This is a genomic window from Micromonospora sp. NPDC049107 (genome assembly GCF_040648595.1).
Classification (GTDB): domain Bacteria; phylum Actinomycetota; class Actinomycetes; order Mycobacteriales; family Micromonosporaceae; genus Micromonospora.
Genome location: NZ_JBEZEC010000008.1, coordinates 241,267 through 262,324, shown reverse-complemented (window position 1 = coordinate 262,324; position 21,058 = coordinate 241,267). Strand labels below are relative to the sequence as shown.

Sequence of the window (21,058 nt, the reverse complement as noted above, 5' to 3'; positions counted from 1 at the left end):
GCGCGGTGACCGGAGCGAGTCTATTGTTCCGCGCCCCGCGCCGACTGCTCGGGTGGGTCAGCGCGTCAGCCGGCGGCCGGCGTCCGTCTCCGGGCCGCCGCTGGGGCGCACCGGCCGGTAGCGGGCCAGCCAGGTGACCAGCTCCTCGGCGGGCATCGGACGGGCGTAGAACCACCCCTGGGCCGCGTCGCAGCCGGCCGCGTACAGCATCCGCCAGGTCCGCTCGTCCTCCACGCCCTCCGCGACCACCCGCAGGCCCAACGCCCCCGCCAGCTCGATCGTCGAGCGGACGATCGCCGCGTCGTCGGCGTCCTCGGCCATGCCCAGCACGAACGAGCGATCCACCTTCACCTCGGACAGCGGCAGCCGGCGCAGGTGCTGCAGGGACGAGTAGCCGGTGCCGAAGTCGTCGAGCGCGATGGCCACCCCGATCTGGTGCAACCGGGTGATCGTCGCCAGCACCCGACGCGGATCGGCCATCAGGGCGCCCTCGGTGATCTCCAGTTGCAGCCGCTCGGCCGGCACCCCGTAGCGGGCCAGCCGGTCGGCGATCTGGTCGGCGATCTCGCCGGTGTGCAGGTCCCGCACGCTGACGTTGAGCGCGGCGCGCAGCCCGATCCCGGCCGCCGACCACTTGGCGAGCTGCTCCACCACGTCGTCAACGACCCGCCGGGTGAGCAGCCGCATCACCGCGCTCTGCTCGGCGACCCGGATCAGCTCCTCCGGGTCGACCATGCCCCGGCGGGGATGCCGCCAGCGCAGCAGGGCCTCGACGCCGACCACCTCGCCCGTCGCGATGGCGATCTGCGGCTGGTAGTACATGGTGATCTCACCGGCGTCGTCGACCGGCCCACCGTCGCGCGCCCACCCGGTCGGCCCGATCGTCCGCCCGCCCGTGGCGGACCCGCCGTCGCGCCCCGGACGGCGGTCGCCCACCGCGGACAGCGCGCCACCGTTCGGCGAGCGCCGCCCGTGACCGCCGGAACGCCGGTCCCGGCTCGGACCGGGCCGGGTACCGGGAATCGTCGCGCGACTGTTGCGGCCCCGGATCGGATCGGCCCCGGTGGCGATCCGATTGATCAACTCATCGGCGTGCGCCACCTCGTCGCCGGCACGCCGACGGCGACCCCACCACCGCCCGCCGGTCACCGACGGCGCGGCGATCACCGGCGCGGTCCCGGCCGGCAGCGCGGCGCCGTCACCGCCGCGCACCTCGGCCTCCACCGCGAGGGGTACGTCTGCCGTCCGCTCCGACCCACCCCGCTCGGCGTGCCGGGCAGGCGCGGCCTCGCCCGCTGATACGGCCCGCGCGGCGTCCACGGCATGCCCCGCCTCGTCGGCGTGATCTGCCCTGTCGGCGTGATCTGCCTCGGCCGCGCGATCCGCCCTGTCGGCGTGACCTGCCTCGACCGCGTGGCTCGCCTCGGCCGCGTGATCTACCTCGACGGCGTGACCTGCCTCGACCGCGTGGCCCGCCTCGACCGCGTGATCTACCTCGGCCGCGTGGCCCGCCTCGACCGCGTGATCTACCTCGACGGCGTGGCCCGCCTCGACCGCGTGGCCCGCCTCGACCGCGTGGCCCGCCTCGGCCGTGGGATCTGCCTCGACGGCGGGTGAGCCGGATTCGAGCACCCGTCGGAGGTCGGCGAGGAGCCCGAGACGCTCGGCCGAGTTGTGGTCGGACTCCGGGGCGTACACGGCGACCGTGTCGTTGCGGTGTTTGGCGTCGTACATCGCCACGTCGGCGTGGCGCATCAGGGTGGCGAAGTCCTCACCGTGCTCGGGGAAGAGGGCGATCCCGATGGAGCCGCCGACGTCCAGCGGCAACCCGTCCAACGGGACCGGCTCGGCCAACGCCCCGACCACCCGGTCGGCCAGCTCACGCGCCTGACCGACGTCGGACAGCCCGGTCATCACGATGGCGAACTCGTCCCCACCCAGCCGGGCGATCATCTGCGGTCGGGGCTCCACGTCCGCGAGTCGGGCACTGACCTCGACCAGCAGCCGGTCCCCCACCGCGTGCCCGAGCGCGTCGTTGACGTTCTTGAAGCGGTCCAGGTCGATGAGCAGCAGCGCCAGATGTCCGCCGGGCTCGCCCCGGGCGGTCCGCTCGGCGTGCAGGTGGACCTGCTCCGCCACCTCGGCCAGCAGCGCCTTTCGGTTCGGCAGACCGGTCAGCGGGTCGGCGGCGGCGAGGTGCTGCTGTTCGACGGTCAACCGGGCCATCCGGTACACGGCGAACAGCGGCACCAGCACCAGCGGGATCAGCGCCGCACTGAGCCGGGCGGCGGCGACGAGGACCGGCGCGAGCAGCAGCAGCGAGCCGGTGGAGAGCAGTTCGAAACCGACGCCCTGGCGGACGGTGGGCCACCAGCGGCCGCCGAAGCGCAGTCGTACGGCCCAGCTCACCAGCGCGTAGTTCACCGAGAACCAGGCGAGCGTCGCGCCGCCGACGGCGACCACGTCGGTCCAGTGCAGGCGTCCCCCGGAGAAGATGGTGCCCGGTCCGAGCTGGACGACCCCGTACGCGGCGGCGAGCGCGCAGGCGTACTGGCCGACGTTGAACGCCGTCCGCCAGGCGGCGTTGCCCATCCGCCAGCCGGAGACGATCACCCCGAGGGCCTGCACCGCCACCGCCGGGCCTGGCCCCCAACCGAGCAGGATCGCGAAGGTGAAACAGGTGGACGGGAAGACCGCCGAGGTCTGCCGTCGCCCGGGCGGGACGAACGGACGCGCGTCGCAGATCACCGCGAGCGCGGCCATCGTCCAGAACGCCACCGGCAGCCGGGACAGCTCCCCGGGAAGCGTCGTGAGTGGACCAGCGATGGTCAGCGCCGCCACCACCAGGATGCCGACGACGAAGGTGGCGAACGGCGCCACCCGCCCAGGTGGGAGGGAGTTGCGCGGGTCGGCGACCTCCATCACACCTCCCGAGGAACTGTCGACGTGTCGGTGAGAACGTCGTCACCCAATGAAACGCCCTCAGCCCCGAGTTTCCCGGTATGACAGTCACGAATCGGTAGTAGTCGTAATTAAGTTGGTATACGCGGCGGCCACCTCGGGAACGTGGCGGCGTCAGCCCTCGACGCGGGCGACCTCCCGCGCGGCGTCCGGACCCGCGTCCAGCAGCAGCCGGAACCCGTCCTCGTCCAGCACCGGCACCTTGAGGCTGGCGGCCTTGTCGGCCTTGGAACCCGGGTTGTCCCCCACGACGACGAAGCTCGTCTTCTTGGAGACCGACCCGCTGACCTTGCCGCCCCGGGTCTGCACGGCCTCGGCGGCCTGGTCCCGGGAGAAGCCGGCGAGGGTGCCGGTCACCACGACGGTCAACCCCTCCAGCGGACGCGGGCCCTCGTCGACCGCCTCCTCGGCCATCCGTACGCCCGCGTCGGCCCACTTGCGGACCACCTCGCGGTGCCAGTCCACGGCGAACCACTCCCGGATGCTGGCCGCGATGGTCGGCCCGACGCCGTCGACCGAGGACAGCTCCTCCTCGCTGGCCGCGTCGATGGCCTCCATGGATCGGAAGTGCCGGGCCAGCGCCTGGGCGGCGGTGGGGCCGACGTGCCGGATGGAGAGCGCCACCAGCACCCGCCACAGGTCACGTTCCCGGGCGACGGCCAGGTTGTCGAGCAGCTTGACGGCGTTGCTGCCGAGGCTGCCGTCCTTGTTGACGAAGAACGGCGACCGGGACAGTTGGTCGGCGTCGAGCTGGAAGAGGTCACCCTCGTCGGCGATGATCTCCGCGTCGAGCAGCGCTGCCGCACCCTTGTAGCCGAGTACCTCAATGTCGAACGCGCCACGGCCGGCGAGGTGGAACACCCGCTCGCGGAGTTGGGCCGGACAACTGCGGGTGTTGGGGCAGCGGATGTCGACGTCGCCCTCCTTGGAGGGCGCGAGCGGGGTGCCGCAGGACGGACAGGTGGTCGGCATGACGAACGGGCGGGCGTCGGCGGGCCGCAGGTCGACCACCGGACCGAGCACCTCGGGGATCACGTCGCCGGCCTTGCGCAGCACCACCGTGTCGCCGATCAGCACGCCCTTGCGCTCGACCTCGCGGGCGTTGTGCAGGGTGGCGAGCGCGACCGTGGAACCGGCCACCCGCACCGGCTCGAGCACGGCGAACGGGGTGACCCGACCGGTACGCCCCACGTTGACGTCGATGTCGAGGAGCTTGGTGGTGACCTCCTCCGGCGGATACTTGAAGGCGATCGCCCAGCGTGGGGCTCGACTGGTCGAGCCCAGACGGCCCTGGATGGAGACCGGGTCGACCTTGACCACCACACCGTCGATCTCATGCTCGACGTCGTGCCGGTGCTCGGCGTAGTAGGCGATATATTCCGCGACGCCGGACAGGTCCGGTACGACCCGCCACCGGTCACTGGTCGGCAGCCCCCACGCCTTCAGCGCCGCGTACGACTCGGACTGCGCGGCGGGCTGGAACCCCCGACGCGCGCCGATGCCGTGCACCACGAGACGCAGCGGCCGGGAGGCGGTGACCCTCGGATCCTTCTGCCGCAGGCTGCCGGCAGCGGCGTTGCGCGGGTTGGCGAACGGCGCGCGCCCCTGCTCGACCAGGCCCGCGTTGAGGTCGGCGAACGCGGCGACCGGGAAGTAGATCTCGCCCCGGACCTCCAGCAGCTCGGGGATCGTCGGGAACTCGGCGGACGGCGTGAGCTGGACGGGCACGTCCCGGATGCTGCGCACGTTGGCGGTGACGTCCTCGCCGGTACGGCCGTCGCCCCGGGTGGCGGCCCGGACCAGCCGACCGGCCTCGTAGGTCAGGTTGATCGCCAGACCGTCGACCTTCAACTCGCAGAGGTAGGGCACCGGCCCGCCGGCGTCCCGTTCGACCCGCTCGGCCCAGGCCGCCAGCTCCTCGTCGGCGAAGGCGTTGTCGAGCGAGAGCATCCGCTCGGCGTGCGTGACCGGGGTGAAGTCGGTGGAGAAGGTGCCACCCACGCGTTGGGTCGGCGAATCCGGCGTGCGCAGCGCGGGAAACTCCTGCTCCAACGCCTCCAGCTCGCGCAGCTGCTTGTCGAACTCGGCGTCGGTGATGATCGGCGAATCCAGCACGTAGTAGCGGTACTGATGCTCGGTCAGCTCGCCACTCAGCGTGGCGTGCCGCTCCCGCGCCTGCGGCGTCGGCTCCGCGCCGGCCGCCGCCTCCTGAGCCGGGCTGACCCGCTGACCGATCTGCTCCTCGGACACCCCACCACCTTCGGACACGCCTGCGACCTCCCTGATCACGCTACTAAGGCACGGTATCGGTCCGGGCTGACAATCCGCCGCCCACCCGCGCCGACGGTGACACCCCGCGCGCCCGGCCCCAGGCCCCGCCGCACGTCGCCACCGAACCCGCAGTCTTGATCCACTCCAGATCGCCGATGCCGGGGTGTCCCGATGCCCCGGATGCCCCCACATCGGCGATCTGGAGTGGATCAAGGCCCCGCAACTGCGCGGACCCAGCGGGACCGTCCACGCGACCCAGGCGGAGGTGCCGCCAGCGGGGATAAACGCCGGCCTCGCGGCGACACCGGCCACTCCGGCGCGGTGCCCCCGAAAGGCAGAGGCGGGCCCGCTGCCAACCTCCCGGCGATCTTGCAGTTTCGGTCGTCGATAGGGGTGGGATGCCCCGGATGTCGCAGCAGAAAGTGCAAGATCGACGCGGGCGCGGGCGCGGGATCGGCCGGGCGCGGGCGCGGGATCGGCCGGCACGCGGCTGGGCCGGCACGGGCGCGGGGTCGGCCGGGCGCGGGATCGGCCGGCACGGGCGCGGGATCGGCCGGCACGGGCGCGGGATCGGCCGGCACGGGTGCGGCTGGGCCGGCACGGGCGCGGGATCGGCCGGCACGCGGCTGGGCCGGCACGGGCGCGGGATCGACCGCCCCGGCGGGTGGGGACGCTGGCTGGCGGCACGAGCGGCGGTGTCGTCGACGGGCGGCGGGGGCGGTGACGTGCGAGGATCGCCGGACGATGCGGCCGGCGTGCCGCCTGACACGGAGGTGGCGATGAACGAGACGCTGCTCTGGGCGGTGGCGATCCTGCTCGCGGTGACCGCCGGTTGGGCGTGGAACAGTTGGCGGCACCGGGCGGCCACGCGCCGACCGACCAACCGAACCGGTCCGGGTGCCACGACCCGCGCGGGTGGGCGTCGTCCCGCGCCCCCGAGGCCACGCGGCACCGATCGGCCGGGCGGGACGCCCCGTTCCCGTGACACCGATCGGGCTACCGATGCTCCGGCGGCGGGCGAGATCTGGTGGGCCGACGTCCCGTACGCCGACGGCAGCGGCTCGAAGATTCGCCCCTGCCTGGTGCTACGCGCCGACTCGCGGGGCGCCGACGTCCTGAAGATCACCAGTCAGGACAAGAGCGACCGCGACGACCACGTCCGGATTCCCACCCGGGACTGGGATCCCGGCGCCGAGCACGACAGCTACCTCAGCCTGACCGAGCCGGTCCGGATCAGCTCGGCCGACTTCGCCGACCGCGCCGGCCGCTGCGACGCCGACCTGTGGCGCAAGGTCCGCGGCCTGCGCCACCTGCCCACCGGCTGAGGCCGGCCGAGCCGAAGGCACCCCGACCGCAGGCCATGATCCACTCGACTTTCAGGAAAGCGTCCCGTCTACCTGTCGGTAGCACCCCGACTTCCAGGAAATCGAGTCGATCATGGGCAGCCGGGCCGGGCCGGGCCGGGCCGCGCGGTCAGTCCCAGCTCTCGCCGAGGGCGGCGAGCTGATCGGCGTACTCGATGCGCTCGGCCCATTCGGACGGCCAGGCGGCCATGCCGCTGGCCGCGCCCACGAAGGCACCGGCCAGGGCGGCGATCGAGTCGGAGTCGCCGGCGGTGGTCGCGCCCCGGGCCAGCGCCGCGACCGGATCGTCGGCATGGCGTACGGCGCAGAACAGCGCGGTGGCCAGCGCCTCCTCGGCCACCCAACCCTGCCCGGTGGCCCGGCACGGGTCGCCGCCGTCGTCCGGCGCATCCAGGGCGGTCGTCAGCCGGCGCAGCGCCGTCAGGCACTCGTCCCAACCGTGGGAGATGAACCTCTCCGGCGTGTCGACCCCCGGGTGTCGCCAGAGGTCACCCAGCCAGTCCTGCCGGTAGACCTGGCGTTGGGATCGCGCCCGCTCGGTGAGGATCGCGGGCAGCTCGGGCAGCGTGACGCCACCGCGCAGGGCGACGACCGCGTACGCGGTGAGTTCGCTGGCGGCCAGACCGGTCGCGTGGCCGTGGGTCAGCCCGGCCTGCAACTGGGCCAGACCGGCCATCGTGTCGAGGTCGACGTCCAACAGCCCCACGGGCGTGACGCGCATGTTCGCGCCGCAGCCCTTCGAACCGGCGACCGTCGCCTGCTGCCAGCGCAGCCCCCGATCCAGGTCGGCGCAGGCCCGTAGGCAGGTCATCCCGGGGGCGCGGTCATTGTCCGGGCTGACCGACCAGGCCACGAAGCGGCGTCGCAGCAACGGCTCCACCGCGTCCGGGGTGAACGTCGGGGCCTCGTGCAGCGCCCAGCCAACCGCCAGCGCCATCTGCGTGTCGTCCGTGACCAGCGCCGGGTCGCCGGTCAGCTCACGTGGGCCGGTCGGACCGTAGCGGCGTTGGATGTCGGCGACGGTCAGGAACTCGGTGGGTTTGCCCAGCGCGTCGCCGTAGGCGAGACCGAAGAGCGAACCGGAGGCGCGCAGCACGGCGGTGGAGGTCACGGCGGCCATCATGCCCGGCCGCCGCGACCGCCGTCGGGCGCGGTCAGTCCCAGCAGAGGCAGAACGGATGGCCGACCGGATCCGCGTAGACCCGGAAACCCTCGCCGTCGCCGGGCAGCCGCCGCGCACCGAGCGCGAGCGCCGCCTTCTCCGCGCTCTCGATGTCGTCCACGGTCACGTCCAGGTGGAACTGCTGCGGGCGCTCCGGGTCCGGCCAGGACGGCGTACGCAGGTTGAGCGCCCGCTGGAAGGCCAGTCGCGGCTGGTGACCGGGCGGGCCACCGAGCACCACCCATTCGTCGTCCTCGGAGGCGCCCTCGGCGAAGGGGATGCCGAGCAGCTCGGAGTAGAACGCGGCCAGCGCCTGCGGATCGGGGCAGTCGATCACCACTGAACGTAGCTGTCCAATCATGGCGGTCATCCTGCCCAGCGGGTACGACAGAAAAACCTCACTCCTCAGTGAACCGGCGGCCGGCGTCCCGGCAGGCCGCGAGTAGCTCCCGGGCGTACTGCGGGGTGGCGCCGGCCAGGCCACACGCCGGGGTGACGACCACCTGCTGGGCGAGCTGCCGGCGGGGAAAGCCGAGGCGGTCCCAGATGTGGCGTACCCGGTCGGCGATCTGCCCGGAGGTCGGCGCGCCACCGGCCGACGGCGGCCGGGTCGGCGCGGCGCCGGCCAACAGCCCGAGGCCGGCGTCGATCGCCTCGCCCAGCGGATCCAGGTCGGTGACGAGACCGAGGTCGAGGGCGACCGCGACGGCCCCGGTGGAGCGGATCAGCTCCAACGGCACGTCCGGGGCGCAGCAATGCACCACCGTGGGTACGCCCACGGCGTCGACGACCGTGCGCAGCAGAGCAGCCGCGTCGGCCGACTCCACCGCCCGGTACGCGCCGAGCCCGCTCTCGGTCGGCACCCGTCCGGCCAGCACGGTCGGCAGCGACGGCTCGTCCAGTTGCAGCAGCACCGACGCCTGGGGCAGCCGTCGCGCGACCGCCGCCACGTGCTCGCGCAGCCCTTCGGCGAGCGAGCCGGTGAGGTCGCGCACGGCACCGGGGTCGCGCAGCAGCCGGCCACCGATCGGCAGCTCCAGCGCGGCGGCCAGGGTGAACGGGCCGCCGGCCTGCACCTTGATCGGGCCGGCGTACCCCTCGGCCTGCTCGGCGAGCTGGTCCAGGTCACGCTCCATCAGGTCCCGGGCCCGGCGCAGGTCACGGCCGGCGCGGGGGGCGACCCGCCAACGCCCGGTGTACAGCTCGACGGGCAGCTCGACCAGCAGCCCGGCGCTGCGCCCGATGAGGTCGGCTCCGGGGCCTCGGGCCGGCAGCTCGGGCAGGTGCGGCAGGTCGGGAAGCTCGCCGAGAACCACCCGCTGGGCCTCGGCGATGTCGGTGCCGGGCAGCGAACCGATGCCGGTCGCCGCGCCCGCCGGCCAGGGCCACGCCTGATCTGTCACGGCCGAAGGCTATCCCGGTGGGCGCGGCGACGATGCGGCGACCAGCCGACGTCCTGGCCGCGCGGACGAGCACCTGGTGTGCGCCCCGGCCAGCAGCCGCCCGCTCAGCCGGAGATCGTGGCCGAGCCGAGGACGATGTCGCCGGCCGGGTCCGGTCGGTAGGCCACCAGGGCCTGGCCGGCGGCGACGCCGCGGACCGGTCGGCGCAGCTCGGCGTGCAGCGCGTCGCCGTCGAGGTCGACGGTCGCCGGCACCACGTCCCCGTGCGCGCGGAGCTGCACCTCGCACTCGACCGGCGCGTCCGGGCGCGGACCGCCGGTCCAGACCGGGCGGACGGCCCGGACCTCGGACACCTCCAGCGCCTCGGCCGGACCGACCGTCACGGTGTTGGTCTTGGGCGTGATGGAGAGCACGTAACGCGGGCGACCGTCGGGGGCGGGCCGGTCCAGGTGCAGGCCGCGACGCTGGCCCACCGTGTACGCGTACGCCCCGGTGTGGCTGCCGACGACCGCGCCGGTGCTCGCGTCGACGACGTCGCCGGGCGTCTCGCCGAGCCGGCCGGCGAGGAAGCCACGGGTGTCACCGTCGGCGATGAAGCAGATGTCGTGGGAGTCCGGCTTGTCGGCCACCGCCAGGCCGCGCTCGGCGGCCTCCGCGCGGACCTGCGCCTTGGTCGAGTCGCCGAGCGGGAACATCGAGCGGTCCAGCTGCTCGCGGGTGAGGACCGCCAGCACGTACGACTGGTCCTTGGCGATGTCGACGCTGCGGCGCAACAGCCCGTCCGGGCCGAGCCGGGCGTGGTGACCGGTGACCACCGCGTCGAAGCCCAGCGCGATCGCCCGGTCCAGCACCGCCGCGAACTTGATCTTCTCATTGCACCGCAGACACGGATTGGGCGTACGACCTGCGGCGTACTCGGCGACGAAGTCGTCCACCACGTCCTCGTGGAACCGGTCCGCCATGTCCCACACGTAGAACGGAATGCCGATGACGTCGGCAGCCCGGCGGGCGTCCCGGGAGTCCTCCAGCGTGCAGCAGCCGCGCGCCCCGGTCCGGTACGTCTGCGGGTTACGGGCCAACGCCAGGTGCACGCCGGTCACGTCGTGCCCGGCCGCCACCGCCCGCGCCGCCGCCACGGCCGAGTCAACCCCGCCCGACATCGCCGCCAGAACTCTCACCAGCGAACCCCCTTCCCCACCAACCCTAACCACCACCCCGCCAAACCCCCACCCCGCCTTACCGGGTCGATCATGGAGTTGTGGTGGTTGACAAAGGCCTCTGAACCCCACACTCCGGGCACCACAACTTCATGATCGACCGCACCGGAGGCGCGGGCGAGGGCGTTTCGGGGCGGGGGGGTTAGCGGGGGGTTCGGGGGGCGGCGGCTCTCCGGGCTCGCTCCACGGCTGCGGGGAGGGCCGACACCAGGGCGTCGATCTCGGCCTGGGTGCTGGTGTGGCCGAGGGTGAAGCGCAGCGACGATCGGGCGCGGTCGTCGTCGGCGCCCATCGCCAGCAGCACGTGCGACGGCTGGGCGACCCCGGCCGAGCAGGCCGAGCCCGTCGAGCAGGCGATGCCCTGGGCGTCGAGCAGGAGCAGCAGGGCGTCGCCCTCGCAACCCGGGAAGGAGAAGTGCGCGTTGCCGGGGAGCCGGTCGGTCGGGTCGCCGTTGTAGATCACCTCGGGCACCGCCCGGCGGACCCGCTCGATCAGGTCGTCGCGCAGGGCGGCCACCCGGGCCGCGTACTCCTGCTGGCCCTTGACCGCCGTCTCGACGGCGACCGCGAAGGCGACGATGCCGGCGGTGTCCAGCGTGCCGGAACGGACGTCGCGCTCCTGACCGCCGCCGTGCAGCAGCGGTACGGCGGCCACGTCCCGGCCGAGCAGCAGGGCGCCCACCCCGATCGGGCCGCCCAGCTTGTGACCGGTGACGGTCAGCGCGGCGGCCCCGCTGGCGGCGAAGTCGACCGGCACCTGGCCGACGGCCTGGATGGCGTCGGTGTGGAACGGCACACCGTACTCGGCGGCGACGGCGGCCAGCTCGGCCACCGGCTGCACGGTACCGACCTCGTTGTTGGCCCACATCGCGGTGACCAGGGCCACCCGGTCGGCGTGCGCGCTGAGCTCGGCGCGCAGGTTCTCCGGGTCGAGCCGGCCGGTGGGGTCCACCGGCAGCGAGCCGACCTCGGCGTTCTCATGCTCGGCCAGCCAGTCGACCGAGTCGAGCACGGCATGGTGTTCGACGGCGCTGGAGACCACCCGCCGACGGTCGGCGACGGCGTCCCGGCGGGCCCAGAAGAGGCCCTTGACCGCCAGGTTGTCGCTCTCCGTGCCACCGCCCGTGAAGATCACTTCGGACGGTCGGGCGCCCAGCACAGCGGCCACCCGTTCGCGCGACTCCTCGACCCGGCGACGGGCACGACGACCCGCCGCGTGCAGGGAGGACGCGTTGCCGACCTCGCGGGCGGTGGCGACGTACGCCTCCAGTGCCTCGTCGAGCATGGGGGTGGTAGCCGCGTGATCCAGGTAAGCCATCACCCTTCAGCGTACGGCCGACCGGCCAGTGACCTGAGGGCGGAGTGGCCTGCGCGCGACGCGCCGGGGTGGGACGGCCACCCCGGCACGAAGCGGACGCGGCCCGCTCAGGCGGGCACCGCCGTGACGACGATGTTGTCGCGGTACCTGCGGGCCTTGGCGTCGAACGGCCCACCGCAGGTGATCAGGGTCAGTCGCGGCCTGCCGTCCCGGGCGAAGTAGCGGTCCAACGGGATCTTGGTCTTGGCGTACTCCTCCCGGGCGACGACCCGGTACCGCCGCGGCTTGCCGTCACTGCCGGTCGCGGTCAGGGTGTCGCCCTGGTCCAGCTCGCGCAGCCGGTAGAACGCGCCCTTGCCCTGTCTGGCGCTGTCCACGTGCCCGGCGATGACCACCGATCCCGCGTCGGCCTCCAGGCCGGGGCCGTAGCGGTACCAGCCGATCTCGTCGACGCTCGGCGGCACCTCGAACTCGTTGGTGCGCTCGTTGATGCCGACCGCGTTGACCGTGGCGGTGACGCCGATCTCCGGGATGACCAGCCGGACCGGCGGGACGGCCTCGGCGCCGGCGGGCAGGTCGCCGACGGTCACCGGCACCGACGGGAGGGCCACGGTCGGGGTGGGGCTGGCCAGCGCGGTCGCCTCTTCGGTACCGACGTTTCCGGCCGGCTGTGAGTTGCACGCCACCAGGGTGGCGACGGTGAGCGCGGCAGCGCCGGCGGCCAGGGCCGCCAGCGCGCCGCGGTTGCGCACCGTCACTTGCGGCCGGTCCGCGCGGTCGCCATCCGCGCCCCACCACCGACCAGCAGGAGTACGCCGGCGCCGGCGAGCGCGTACCACCAGGCGCCCACGCCGGTACCCGCCTGACCACCGTCACCGCTCGGCACGCCGCCCGGTGCGGAGTGCAGGCCGGTGATCGTCTGGGCCACCACGTCGAGAGTCTTGCCCTCGGCGGAGCCGATGGCGTAGACGATCGTCGCGGTGCCCTCCTTGAGGTTCAGGTCCGCCGGGCCGATGGCCACGGTGTCGGTGCCCGCCAGCACCACGTCCGCCTTCACCGCGCCGGCGTCGACGTCGCCCTTGGCCTCGTTCGGGTTGGTCAGGCCCTTGAAGACCGGGGTGCCGCCGGCCCGTACGTCGACCGCCGGGGCGGCCGCCGTGTGCCGGACGATCAGGCGGGCCTTGCCGGCGTCGACCTTGGAGACGTCGTTCACGAACGGCGTGATCGTCGGCTTGCCGGCCGCGTCGAGGTGTGCGGCGATACTGATGTTCGCCCCGCCCGGCACCTTGGCGTCGTCGGCCTTGAGGATCGCGCTGCCGACCGGCTCGCCGGGCTTGGTGAGGGCGATGTCGTACTCCCCCTCGGCCAGGTTCAACGGACCGGCGACGTCGCCGGGCTTGAAGTTGTCAAGCGTCTTCTTGCCGTTGACGTAGACGTCGACCGGGGTGTCCGGGATGCCGTGGACGACGGAGACCTTCGACGTGGCGGCGTACGCGGGAGTGGCGGTGAACGCGCCGACACCGGCGAAGGCGAGCGCGGCGACCGCGCCGCCCGCGGCGACCCGACGGAAGTACGAGAGCTGCATGTCTGCCTCCTGGTGGTTGGTGCTGATTCGTCAGGCCTGGCTTGCAGAACGGGTTACGCCGGCTTCGCGACGGGCGGATGCGCTCTCGACGCGTTTCTTTTTCTCGGTTCCGACCGCATCCAGATCACCGTCGGCGGCCGAAGAGCTGGTGAGATGACTGTGACCGGGAGAGTGGGGCGAGGGCTGTGGCAGCTACAGTCGGGCATGCCCCATCGAAGGCGGGCCACCCCGTGACGGCGCTGCCACCGCAACCGGACCCACCGGCGGACGACCTCGCGGCCCGGTTCCGGGCCGGCGACGAGGCGGCGCTGCGTGCGGCGTACGAGCGCTACGGCCGCGCCGTCCTGCACCTGGCGACCACCATGCTGGCCAACCGGGCCGACGCCGAGGACGTGACCCAGGCGACGTTCGTGGGCGCGTGGCTGGGCCGGGAGACCTTCGACCCGGCCAAGGGCTCGCTGGTCGGCTGGCTGCTCGGCATCGGCCGACGCAAGGTGATCGACCGCCTGCGCGCCTCGGCGCGGGAAACCCGGGTGGTGGAGACGGTCCGGCAACTGCCCGAGCCCGCGCAGACCGGGCCGGACCCGGACCGGGTGGTGGATCGGCTGGTGATCGCCGACGAGCTGGCACGCCTCCCGGACGACCAGCGACGCATGCTGGAGTTGGCCTTCTACGACGACCTGACACACCAGCAGATCGCCGCGGTGACCGGGGTGCCGCTGGGCACCGTGAAGAGTCACATCCGGCGCGGCATGGCGAGCTTGAAACGCAGATGGGAGGTGGATGGTGCAGCACCTGGAGCACGAGCGGCTGGTCTTTCTGGCGCTCGGTGAGAGCGAGGCGGACGACGGGGAGCACACCCACCTCGACACCTGCGCGCACTGCCGCACGGAGCTGACGACCCTGCGGCAGGTGGCCGGGCTCGGCGCCGAGACGCAGGGCCTCGGCGACCTGCCCGACCCGCCGGAGCACATCTGGCAGGGCATCGACGCCCAGATCCGAGCGGCCGAGGGCACCGAGGTCCACGCACCCGTGGCGGTGCTGACCGGCGTCGATCGGCCGCAGGTGCCCGCGCAGGCCCACGGGACGACGGCCGAGGACGCCGACGACAGCGCCGCCTCCTCGACGGTCACCCGGCTGGACGCGACGCGCCAGCCCCGCCGATCTCGCGGCTGGTCCCGGTGGGCGGCCACGGCGGTGACCGCCGTCGCGGCGGCGGCGATCGGGGTCGTGGGCACGGTGTCGGTGCTCGAGCCGACCGAGCCGACGCCTGCGAAGACGCCGACGGTGCTGGCCAGCGCGCCACTGGCGGCCTTCGGCTCGACGCCGAAGTCGGCCCAGGGCGACGCGCGCGTCCTGCAGGGCGGTCAACTACATCTGCATGTGGCGAATCTCCCGCGCGTGCCGGGGTACTACGAGGTCTGGCTCATCAACCCGACGACCATGGAGATGTTCTCGATCGGCACCCTCGGTGGCGACGCGGACGCTCTACTGCCCCTGCCCCCGAACGTCGATCTCAAGAGCTATTCGGTGGTCGACGTGTCCGCCGAGCAGTACGACAACAACACCCGCCACTCCGGCGACAGCCTGTTGAGGGGCACCCTGACGGGCTGATCGGCGGGCCGGCTCAGCTCCCCGGCCCGCCGATCAGCTCCCCGCAGAAGAAAGTGGCCGCCCGTCACGACGGGCGGCCACTTTCTGCGCCACACGCTCACTTGCGCTTGCGGATCTCCTCGGCGGCCTGCGGGACGATCTTGAACAGGTCGCCCACCACGCCGAAGTCGGCCAGCTCGAAGATCGGCGCCTCACCGTCCTTGTTGACGGCGACGATCGTCTTCGAGGTCTGCATGCCGGCCCGGTGCTGGATGGCGCCGGAGATGCCCAGCGCCACGTAGAGCTGCGGGGAGACGGTCTTGCCGGTCTGGCCCACCTGGAACTGGTGCGGGTAGAAGCCGGAGTCGACGGCCGCGCGGGACGCGCCGACGGCGCCACCGAGCAGGTCGGCCAGCTCCTCGACCAGCTTGAAGTTGTCGGCGTTGCCGACGCCACGACCGCCGGAGACGACAATCCCGGCCTCGGTCAGCTCGGGCCGGGAGCCCTTCTGCTCGGCGACCCGCTCGACGACCCGGGCCAGCTTGTCGGTGTCGGTGACCGACACGGCGAGCTGCTCGATCGTCGGGGTGGCCGCCGCCGGGGCGGGAGTGACCGAGTTCGGCCGCACGGTGACCAGCGGCAGGCCCTTGGTGACCTTGGACTTGACGATGGTGGAGCCGGCGAAGGCGACCTGGGTGGCGGTGCCGTCGGCGTCCAGGCCGACCACGTCGGTCAGGATGCCGTTGTCGAGCTTGACGGCGAGCCGGGCGGCGATCTCCTTGCCCTCCTGCGCCGACGCCAGCAGCACGGCGGCCGGCTGCACCCGCTGGACCAGCTCGGCCAGCACGCTCGCCTTGGGGGCGACCAGGTAGCCGTCGATGTCGTCACCCTCGGCGGCGTAGATCTTCTGGGCGCCGTACTCGCCCAGCTTGGCGCTCAGCGCCTCGGCGGCCCCGGGTCCACCGAGCACCACCGCGCTCGGGGTGCCCAGCTCACGGGCGAGGGTGAGCATCTCGAGGGTGACCTTCTTGACGCCGAATTCCTTGGTGGCTTCGACGACGACGAGAACCTCAGACATGTCTCAAAGCCCCTCTCACACGAACTTCTCGGTGGCGAGGAACTCGACCAGCTTGACGCCGCCCTCGCCCTCGTCGGTGATCTTGGCGCCGCCGGAACGCGCCGGGCGCTTGGTGTGCTCGACGACGGCGCTGGTCGCGCCGTCGAAGCCCACCTCGGTCGGCGCGACGCCCAGGTCGGCCAGGGAGTACGTCTGCACCGGCTTCTTCTTCGCGGCCATGATGCCCTTGAAGGAGGGGTAGCGCGGCTCGTTGATGGTGTCCCAGACGGAGACCACGGCCGGGGTGGCGGCCGTGACGACCTCGTACCCCTCCTCGGTCTGCCGCTCGACGGTCAGCGTCGCGCCGTCGACGGTGAGCTTGCGCGCGCCGGTGAGCGCCGCGACGCCGAGCCGCTCGGCGATCATGTGCGGCATGACCTGCACCCGGCCGTCGGTGGACTCCGCGCCGCAGATCACCAGGTCGGCGTTGAGCTGCCCGAGGGCGGCGGCGAGCACCTTGGACGTCGCCACCGCGCAGGAACCGTGCAGGGCGTCGTCCACCACGTGCACGGCCTTGTCGGGACCCATGGAGAGCGCCTTGCGGATCGACTCGGTCGCCCGGTCCGGACCCATGGTCAGGATGGTGACCTCGCCGCCGTGCGCCTCCTTGATCTTCAGCGCCTCCTCGATGGCGTACTCGTCCATCTCGTTGATCACGTTGTTCGCCGAACCGCGGTCGACGGTGTTGTCGTCACTGCGCAGGTTGCGGTCCGCGCCCGAATCAGGCACCTGCTTGACGAGTACGACGATATTCATCGCGCTTCGACGACCCTCCTGTGTGGTGTTGCGATTGGCTCGCCCGGTCTGGGCCGCAGCCTCGCGTGTCGGTCGACGCCCGGTCAACCGCGGGCTGCTGTGCAGTTGCCCACGCGGCAATGTTACCTGCCAGTAGGTTACCGCTGCCGGGCACACAGAGTGACACAGGTCACCGGCGTGGCGCAGGTCAGACGGACTCGGCCAGCGCGCCCCGGATCCGGTCGATGACCGCGGCCTCGGCCGGGGCCACCCCGTCATGCGCGTGGGCCACCCGGTCCGCGGCGTTCAACACCACCGACCGGTACGCCTCGACGTCGTCCGGAGACTTCTCCCGCAGGATCCGTACCGCCCGACCGAGCGCCGGCAGCACCACCGACTCGATCTCCAACTGGGAGTCCCGGGGCAGGCGGGGCAGCGGTCCGGTGGTGAGCGCCTCCTTGACCACGCCACTCGCGTCGGCCAGCGCGCCCGAGGCGGCCACGCTCTCGCGGATCACGCCCAGCATCCCCGGGTCGGCGTTCGAGACCAGGAAGACCGCGCCGAACGCGCCCGTCTTGAGGGTCAGGCGCTCCTCGTCCGTCAACCGCTGCTCCATGATCACGGAGTGTAGACGTACGGCGTGGTCGTGGTGACCGCGACGAGGCCGAGTCGCTGGAGGATCGGCCGGCTGTCCTCGGAACAGTCGACCTGGATGAGCGTCCGACCCCGCTGCTCGGCCAGCCGCGCCCGGTAGTTGACCAACGCCCGGTAGATGCCCCTGCGCCGCCACTGCGGCAGGGTCGAGCCGCCCCAGAGGGTGGCGAAGCCGGTGTTCGCCAGGTACCGCACCCAGCCGGCGCTCACCACCACCCCGTCCGCCTCGGCCACCACCACGGTGATCGAGTTCGGGTCGGCGTCGATCTCCTTGGCCAGACCCGTCACCAGGTGCGAACGGTCCGCCTGCCAGACCTCCTCCTCCATGGCGGCGATCCGCTCCAGGTCCTCCCGGGCGGTCACCTCACGCAGGCGTACCCCCTCGGGAACCACCGGCAGCGCGGCGGCGAGCGGCGCGACCGGCCCGACCACGACGGTCTCCCGGTCTTCCGGCACGAACCCGGCGGCGCGGAGGCGGTCCGCCAGGTCGGCGGGCTCGTCGTGCTCGTTGAGCTTCCACTCGACCGACATGCCGCGCTCGCGGAAGAACCGCACCTGCCGGGCGATCAGCTCGTCCAACGCGTCGCCGGTCAGCCCGCCCAGGTCGCGGTACGTGAGGAAGCCGCCGGCGTCGAGCCCGATGATCCGCACGAGCGGACCATCCCGCTCGACGGTCACGCCGGCCGGAACCGGGTCGGGGATCTCCGGGCGGATCTGGTTGTCGTAGGCGGCGCGCAGCGTGTTCACATCAAGATCGGTCACCTGACCAGGCTAAGCGGCGAGGGAAGCGGATAATCTCCCAGCGTGTGGGAAGCGATCAGGCGATGGTTCGACCCGGCGGAGGCGCGCACCGTCGGTGAGAGACCGGACTACCGGTTCTCCCTCGCCAACGAGCGGACCTTCCTCGCCTGGCTGCGCACCGGTCTCGCGCTGGTCGGCGGCGGGCTGGCCGCCGCGCAGTTCCTGCCGCCGCTGCCGATGAGCCACCTGCGGGAGGTCATCGCGGTCGCGCTGCTGCTGCTCGGCGGCGCCGTCGCCATCCGCGCCGTGGACCACTGGGCGCGTACCGAACGGGCCATCCGGCTCGGTCAGGAGCTGCCCGCCTCCCGCTTCCCCGCCATCCTCGCCCTCGCCGTGGGCGCGGGGGCGATCCTGCTGGTGCTCGCGGTCCTGGCCCGGGCGATCGGGGAAGGGTGAGCGCCGTACGCGACCCGGGGTTGCAACCGGAGCGGACCCGGCTGGCCTGGCGGCGCACCCTGCTGACGCTGACCGTGGTGACCGCGCTGGCGGTCCGGCTGGCGTCGAACGGCGGCCTGTTCGGCGCGCTCGTCGTCGGCGCGTCCGTGCTCGTCTGGGGCGGCCTGCTCGTGCTCTGCTGGCCGCGCGCCACCGGCGTCGGCGCGGCCCGTACCGGCGGCCGGACACTGCCGCTGGTCGCCCTGGGCACGGTCGGGCTCGCGCTGCTCGGCGTGCTGCTGACGGTTCGCGGACTACGCTGACGCGACGCCGTACGCCATGATGGGTGCATGGCCCGGCTGTACGTTCTCCTCTTCCTGGCGCAGATCGTCCTCGCCGTCTGCGCGCTGATCAGTTGCCTGTCCGCCGAGGAGGGTCAGATCCGTGCCCTGCCCCGGATCGCCTGGGTGCTGATCATCCTGTTCTTCCCCCTCGTCGGGTCGATCGCCTGGTTCGTCGCCGGGCGCGAGCCCGGCGCCGCGAGCCGCACGGTGTGGCCGGGTGGCACGAGCGCCGCCGAGCGGAAGCCGCGCCGTCCACTCGCTCCCGACGACGACCCGGAGTTCCTCCGCTCGGTGCAGGACCGCGCCAAGCAGCAGGACCAGGAACTCTTCCGCCGCTGGGAGGAGGACCTGCGGCGGCGTGAGGACGACCTGCGCCGGCGCGACGGTGAGCCGCCCCGCGAGGGCGACCGGCCGGAGGTGTGACAGCGCCGCCGTCGCCCCGCGCGGGACGACGGCGGCTGCCGGCTCGACTCAGGCCAGGTTCGACGAGCGGGGGTACGCGTCGGTCGGGTCGGTGAGCACGTTGACCAGGTACGGCACGCCGGAGTCGAAGGCCCGCTGGAGTGCCGGCTGAAGGTCGGCCGCCTTCGCGACCGTCTCCCCCGCACCACCGAGCGCGCTGACCACCGTGTCGTAGCGCAGCTCCGGCTGGAGGTCGGCGGCCACGTCGTAGCCGTACATGGCCCGCATCGGGTGCTTCTCCAACCCCCAGATGCCGTTGTTGCCGACGACGATCACCACCGGCAGCTTCTGGCGGACCAGCGACTCGACGTCCATCAGCGAGAAGCCGGCCGCGCCGTCGCCCATCAGCACGCAGATCTGCCGGTCCGGGTGGCTGACCCGGGCCCCCATCGCGTAACCCATGCCGGTGCCCAGGCAGCCGTACGGGCCCGGGTCCAACCAGGTGCCGGGCTGCGACGGCTCCAGGTAGCGCCCGGCGTACGAGACGAAGTCACCGCCGTCACCGATGGTGATGGCGTCCGGGGCGAGCGCCCGGCGCAGCTCGCCGTAGATCCGGGCCGGCCGGATCGGGTCGGTCTCGGCGGCCATCTCGGCGGCGTCCCGGGCCTTCGCCGCGTCCTCGGCGACCCGCAGGTCGGCGATCCAGTCGGCATGGTCGGCCCGGTCGCCGGCGTGGTCGGCCAGCGCCGAGAGGATCAGGCGCAGGTCGCCGGCCGGGGCGACGGCCGGCTGCACGTGCGTGGCGCGCTGGCTGGGAGCATCGACGATGTGCACGACCTTGGCGTCACCGAAGTCGCCGAAGCTGAGCCGGAAGTCCAGCGGCGTGCCGACCACCACGACGACGTCGGCGCCGGAGAGCGCGGCGCGGCGGGCCTTGGCGAAGGCGAGCGGGTGCTCCGGCGGCAGCGAGCCACGGCCCATGCCGTTGGTGAACACCGGCACCTGCAACGCCTCGGCAGCCTCGCGCAGCGCGGCCACGGCGTTACCGGCGTACACGTCCGAGCCGGCGATGATGACCGGGCGCTGCGCGCCGGCGATCAGGGTGGCGGCCCGGCTCACCTCGTCCGGGTCCGGCTCGACCGCGTCGACGCCGGCCGGCGTGGGCAGGTCCGCGTCGGCGACCGAGAAGACCGTCTCCAGCGGGAAGTCGAGAAAGACCGGGCCGCGGTGCGGGGTGAGCGCGGCGGTGAGGGCGGCCCCGACCGCGCGCGGGATGTCGTCGGTGCTGAACACCGTCTCGGCGTGCTTGGTGACCGGGGCGACCAGCGGCAGGTGGTCCATCTCCTGGAGGCTGCCCGAGCCCCACCGGAAGGCGGGCGCGCGACCACCGAGCACCAGCACCGGGGAGGCGTTGAAGAACGCGCTGGTCAGGCCGGAGATGCCGTTGGTGACACCGGGGCCGGCGGTGAGCACCGCGAGGCCGGGACGGCGCTGGAGCTTGGCCACCGCCTCGGCCGCGAAGACCGCCGACTGCTCGTGCCGGACGTCGTAGATCGGGAAGTCGGTCTTGTGCGCTGCGTCGTAGAGCGGGAAGACGTGGCCGCCGGAGAGGGTGAACATCTCCCGTACGCCGTGCGCGCGCAGTGCCGCGAGCGCCAACTCGCCGCCGTGACCCTCGATCCGCTCCGTCATCGCCGCTCCTTTGGTCGCAGATGGCCGACGTCACACGTTACTGGCCGGTAGGCAGAATGTGAAC

The 21,058-nt window shown here is 73.0% G+C and carries 20 protein-coding genes; 6 read left to right on the top strand and 14 right to left on the bottom strand.

Annotation, left to right across the window (positions count from 1 at the left end):
• Positions 1 to 57: 57 nt before the first annotated feature.
• Both AB0B55_RS21250 and ligA read right to left on the bottom strand, forming a co-directional pair.
• Positions 58 to 2,922, bottom strand: a complete 2,865-nt coding sequence (locus AB0B55_RS21250; protein ID WP_357173190.1) for an EAL domain-containing protein — start codon at positions 2,920 to 2,922, stop codon at positions 58 to 60.
• Positions 2,923 to 3,075: 153 nt separating this feature from the next.
• Entirely contained in the window at positions 3,076 to 5,211 is a 2,136-nt protein-coding gene (gene ligA, locus AB0B55_RS21245) for an NAD-dependent DNA ligase LigA (RefSeq protein ID WP_357173187.1), read from the bottom strand.
• 800 nt (positions 5,212 to 6,011) lie between these two features.
• Between ligA and AB0B55_RS21240 the strand changes: the two genes are divergently transcribed.
• The gene (locus AB0B55_RS21240; protein WP_357173184.1) at positions 6,012 to 6,557 is read left to right on the top strand and encodes a type II toxin-antitoxin system PemK/MazF family toxin; all 546 of its coding nucleotides are present in this window, start codon (positions 6,012 to 6,014) and stop codon (positions 6,555 to 6,557) included.
• A gap of 148 nt (positions 6,558 to 6,705) precedes the next feature.
• Here AB0B55_RS21240 and AB0B55_RS21235 read toward each other — a convergent pair whose 3' ends face one another.
• From AB0B55_RS21235 to AB0B55_RS21205, 7 genes are all read right to left on the bottom strand, one after another.
• Positions 6,706 to 7,719: an ADP-ribosylglycohydrolase family protein gene (locus tag AB0B55_RS21235; RefSeq protein WP_357173181.1), complete on the bottom strand. Its 1,014-nt coding sequence runs from the start codon at positions 7,717 to 7,719 to the stop codon at positions 6,706 to 6,708.
• A 31-nt stretch (positions 7,720 to 7,750) separates the two neighbouring features.
• Positions 7,751 to 8,119: a VOC family protein gene (locus AB0B55_RS21230; RefSeq protein WP_357173178.1), complete on the bottom strand. Its 369-nt coding sequence runs from the start codon at positions 8,117 to 8,119 to the stop codon at positions 7,751 to 7,753.
• A gap of 37 nt (positions 8,120 to 8,156) precedes the next feature.
• Positions 8,157 to 9,161, bottom strand: coding sequence for a methionine synthase (locus AB0B55_RS21225; RefSeq protein ID WP_357173175.1), 1,005 nt, complete (start codon positions 9,159 to 9,161; stop codon positions 8,157 to 8,159).
• Between the two features lie 104 nt (positions 9,162 to 9,265).
• Positions 9,266 to 10,339: a tRNA 2-thiouridine(34) synthase MnmA gene (gene mnmA, locus AB0B55_RS21220; RefSeq protein WP_357127430.1), complete on the bottom strand. Its 1,074-nt coding sequence runs from the start codon at positions 10,337 to 10,339 to the stop codon at positions 9,266 to 9,268.
• 181 nt (positions 10,340 to 10,520) lie between these two features.
• The gene (locus AB0B55_RS21215) at positions 10,521 to 11,696 is read right to left on the bottom strand and encodes a cysteine desulfurase family protein (protein WP_357173172.1); all 1,176 of its coding nucleotides are present in this window, start codon (positions 11,694 to 11,696) and stop codon (positions 10,521 to 10,523) included.
• 107 nt (positions 11,697 to 11,803) lie between these two features.
• Complete coding sequence (locus AB0B55_RS21210; protein WP_357173169.1) at positions 11,804 to 12,454, bottom strand: class F sortase; 651 nt, start codon at positions 12,452 to 12,454, stop codon at positions 11,804 to 11,806.
• A complete protein-coding gene (locus tag AB0B55_RS21205; protein ID WP_357173166.1) occupies positions 12,451 to 13,281 on the bottom strand; it encodes a DUF4397 domain-containing protein in 831 nt (276 codons plus the stop codon). The genes AB0B55_RS21210 and AB0B55_RS21205 overlap by 4 nt, the downstream gene beginning before the upstream one ends.
• A 230-nt stretch (positions 13,282 to 13,511) precedes the next feature.
• Here AB0B55_RS21205 and AB0B55_RS21200 point away from each other — a divergent pair, with 230 nt between their 5' ends.
• Both AB0B55_RS21200 and AB0B55_RS21195 read left to right on the top strand, forming a co-directional pair.
• A complete protein-coding gene (locus AB0B55_RS21200) occupies positions 13,512 to 14,114 on the top strand; it encodes a sigma-70 family RNA polymerase sigma factor (protein WP_357173164.1) in 603 nt (200 codons plus the stop codon).
• Complete coding sequence (locus AB0B55_RS21195; RefSeq protein WP_357173329.1) at positions 14,068 to 14,895, top strand: anti-sigma factor; 828 nt, start codon at positions 14,068 to 14,070, stop codon at positions 14,893 to 14,895. Before AB0B55_RS21200 ends, AB0B55_RS21195 begins: the two co-directional genes overlap by 47 nt.
• 97 nt (positions 14,896 to 14,992) lie before the next feature.
• On the opposite strand, the gene AB0B55_RS21190 is transcribed toward AB0B55_RS21195, so the two are convergent.
• The 4 genes from AB0B55_RS21190 to AB0B55_RS21175 form a co-directional block, all read right to left on the bottom strand.
• The gene (locus tag AB0B55_RS21190) at positions 14,993 to 15,952 is read right to left on the bottom strand and encodes an electron transfer flavoprotein subunit alpha/FixB family protein (RefSeq protein ID WP_357173161.1); all 960 of its coding nucleotides are present in this window, start codon (positions 15,950 to 15,952) and stop codon (positions 14,993 to 14,995) included.
• 15 nt (positions 15,953 to 15,967) lie between these two features.
• Positions 15,968 to 16,747, bottom strand: coding sequence for an electron transfer flavoprotein subunit beta/FixA family protein (locus AB0B55_RS21185; protein ID WP_355052134.1), 780 nt, complete (start codon positions 16,745 to 16,747; stop codon positions 15,968 to 15,970).
• A 187-nt stretch (positions 16,748 to 16,934) separates the two neighbouring features.
• Entirely contained in the window at positions 16,935 to 17,342 is a 408-nt protein-coding gene (locus AB0B55_RS21180; RefSeq protein ID WP_357173157.1) for a hypothetical protein, read from the bottom strand.
• 2 nt (positions 17,343 to 17,344) lie between these two features.
• Positions 17,345 to 18,142 carry a GNAT family N-acetyltransferase gene (locus AB0B55_RS21175; RefSeq protein WP_357173154.1) on the bottom strand — a complete coding sequence of 266 codons (798 nt, stop codon included), beginning with the start codon at positions 18,140 to 18,142 and terminating at the stop codon, positions 17,345 to 17,347.
• A gap of 42 nt (positions 18,143 to 18,184) precedes the next feature.
• Here AB0B55_RS21175 and AB0B55_RS21170 point away from each other — a divergent pair, with 42 nt between their 5' ends.
• The 3 genes from AB0B55_RS21170 to AB0B55_RS21160 are packed head-to-tail and all read left to right on the top strand — an operon-like array spanning position 18,185 to position 19,323.
• Complete coding sequence (locus AB0B55_RS21170; RefSeq protein WP_357173151.1) at positions 18,185 to 18,577, top strand: DUF202 domain-containing protein; 393 nt, start codon at positions 18,185 to 18,187, stop codon at positions 18,575 to 18,577.
• The gene (locus tag AB0B55_RS21165) at positions 18,574 to 18,879 is read left to right on the top strand and encodes a DUF202 domain-containing protein (RefSeq protein ID WP_357173148.1); all 306 of its coding nucleotides are present in this window, start codon (positions 18,574 to 18,576) and stop codon (positions 18,877 to 18,879) included. Before AB0B55_RS21170 ends, AB0B55_RS21165 begins: the two co-directional genes overlap by 4 nt.
• 27 nt (positions 18,880 to 18,906) lie before the next feature.
• On the top strand, positions 18,907 to 19,323 hold the full coding sequence (locus tag AB0B55_RS21160) for a PLD nuclease N-terminal domain-containing protein (RefSeq protein WP_357173145.1): 417 nt from the start codon (positions 18,907 to 18,909) through the stop codon (positions 19,321 to 19,323).
• A gap of 48 nt (positions 19,324 to 19,371) precedes the next feature.
• Here AB0B55_RS21160 and AB0B55_RS21155 read toward each other — a convergent pair whose 3' ends face one another.
• Positions 19,372 to 20,994 (bottom strand): acetolactate synthase, encoded by a 1,623-nt coding sequence (locus AB0B55_RS21155; protein ID WP_357173142.1) that lies wholly within the window; start codon positions 20,992 to 20,994, stop codon positions 19,372 to 19,374.
• Between the last annotated feature and the right edge of the window lie 64 nt (positions 20,995 to 21,058).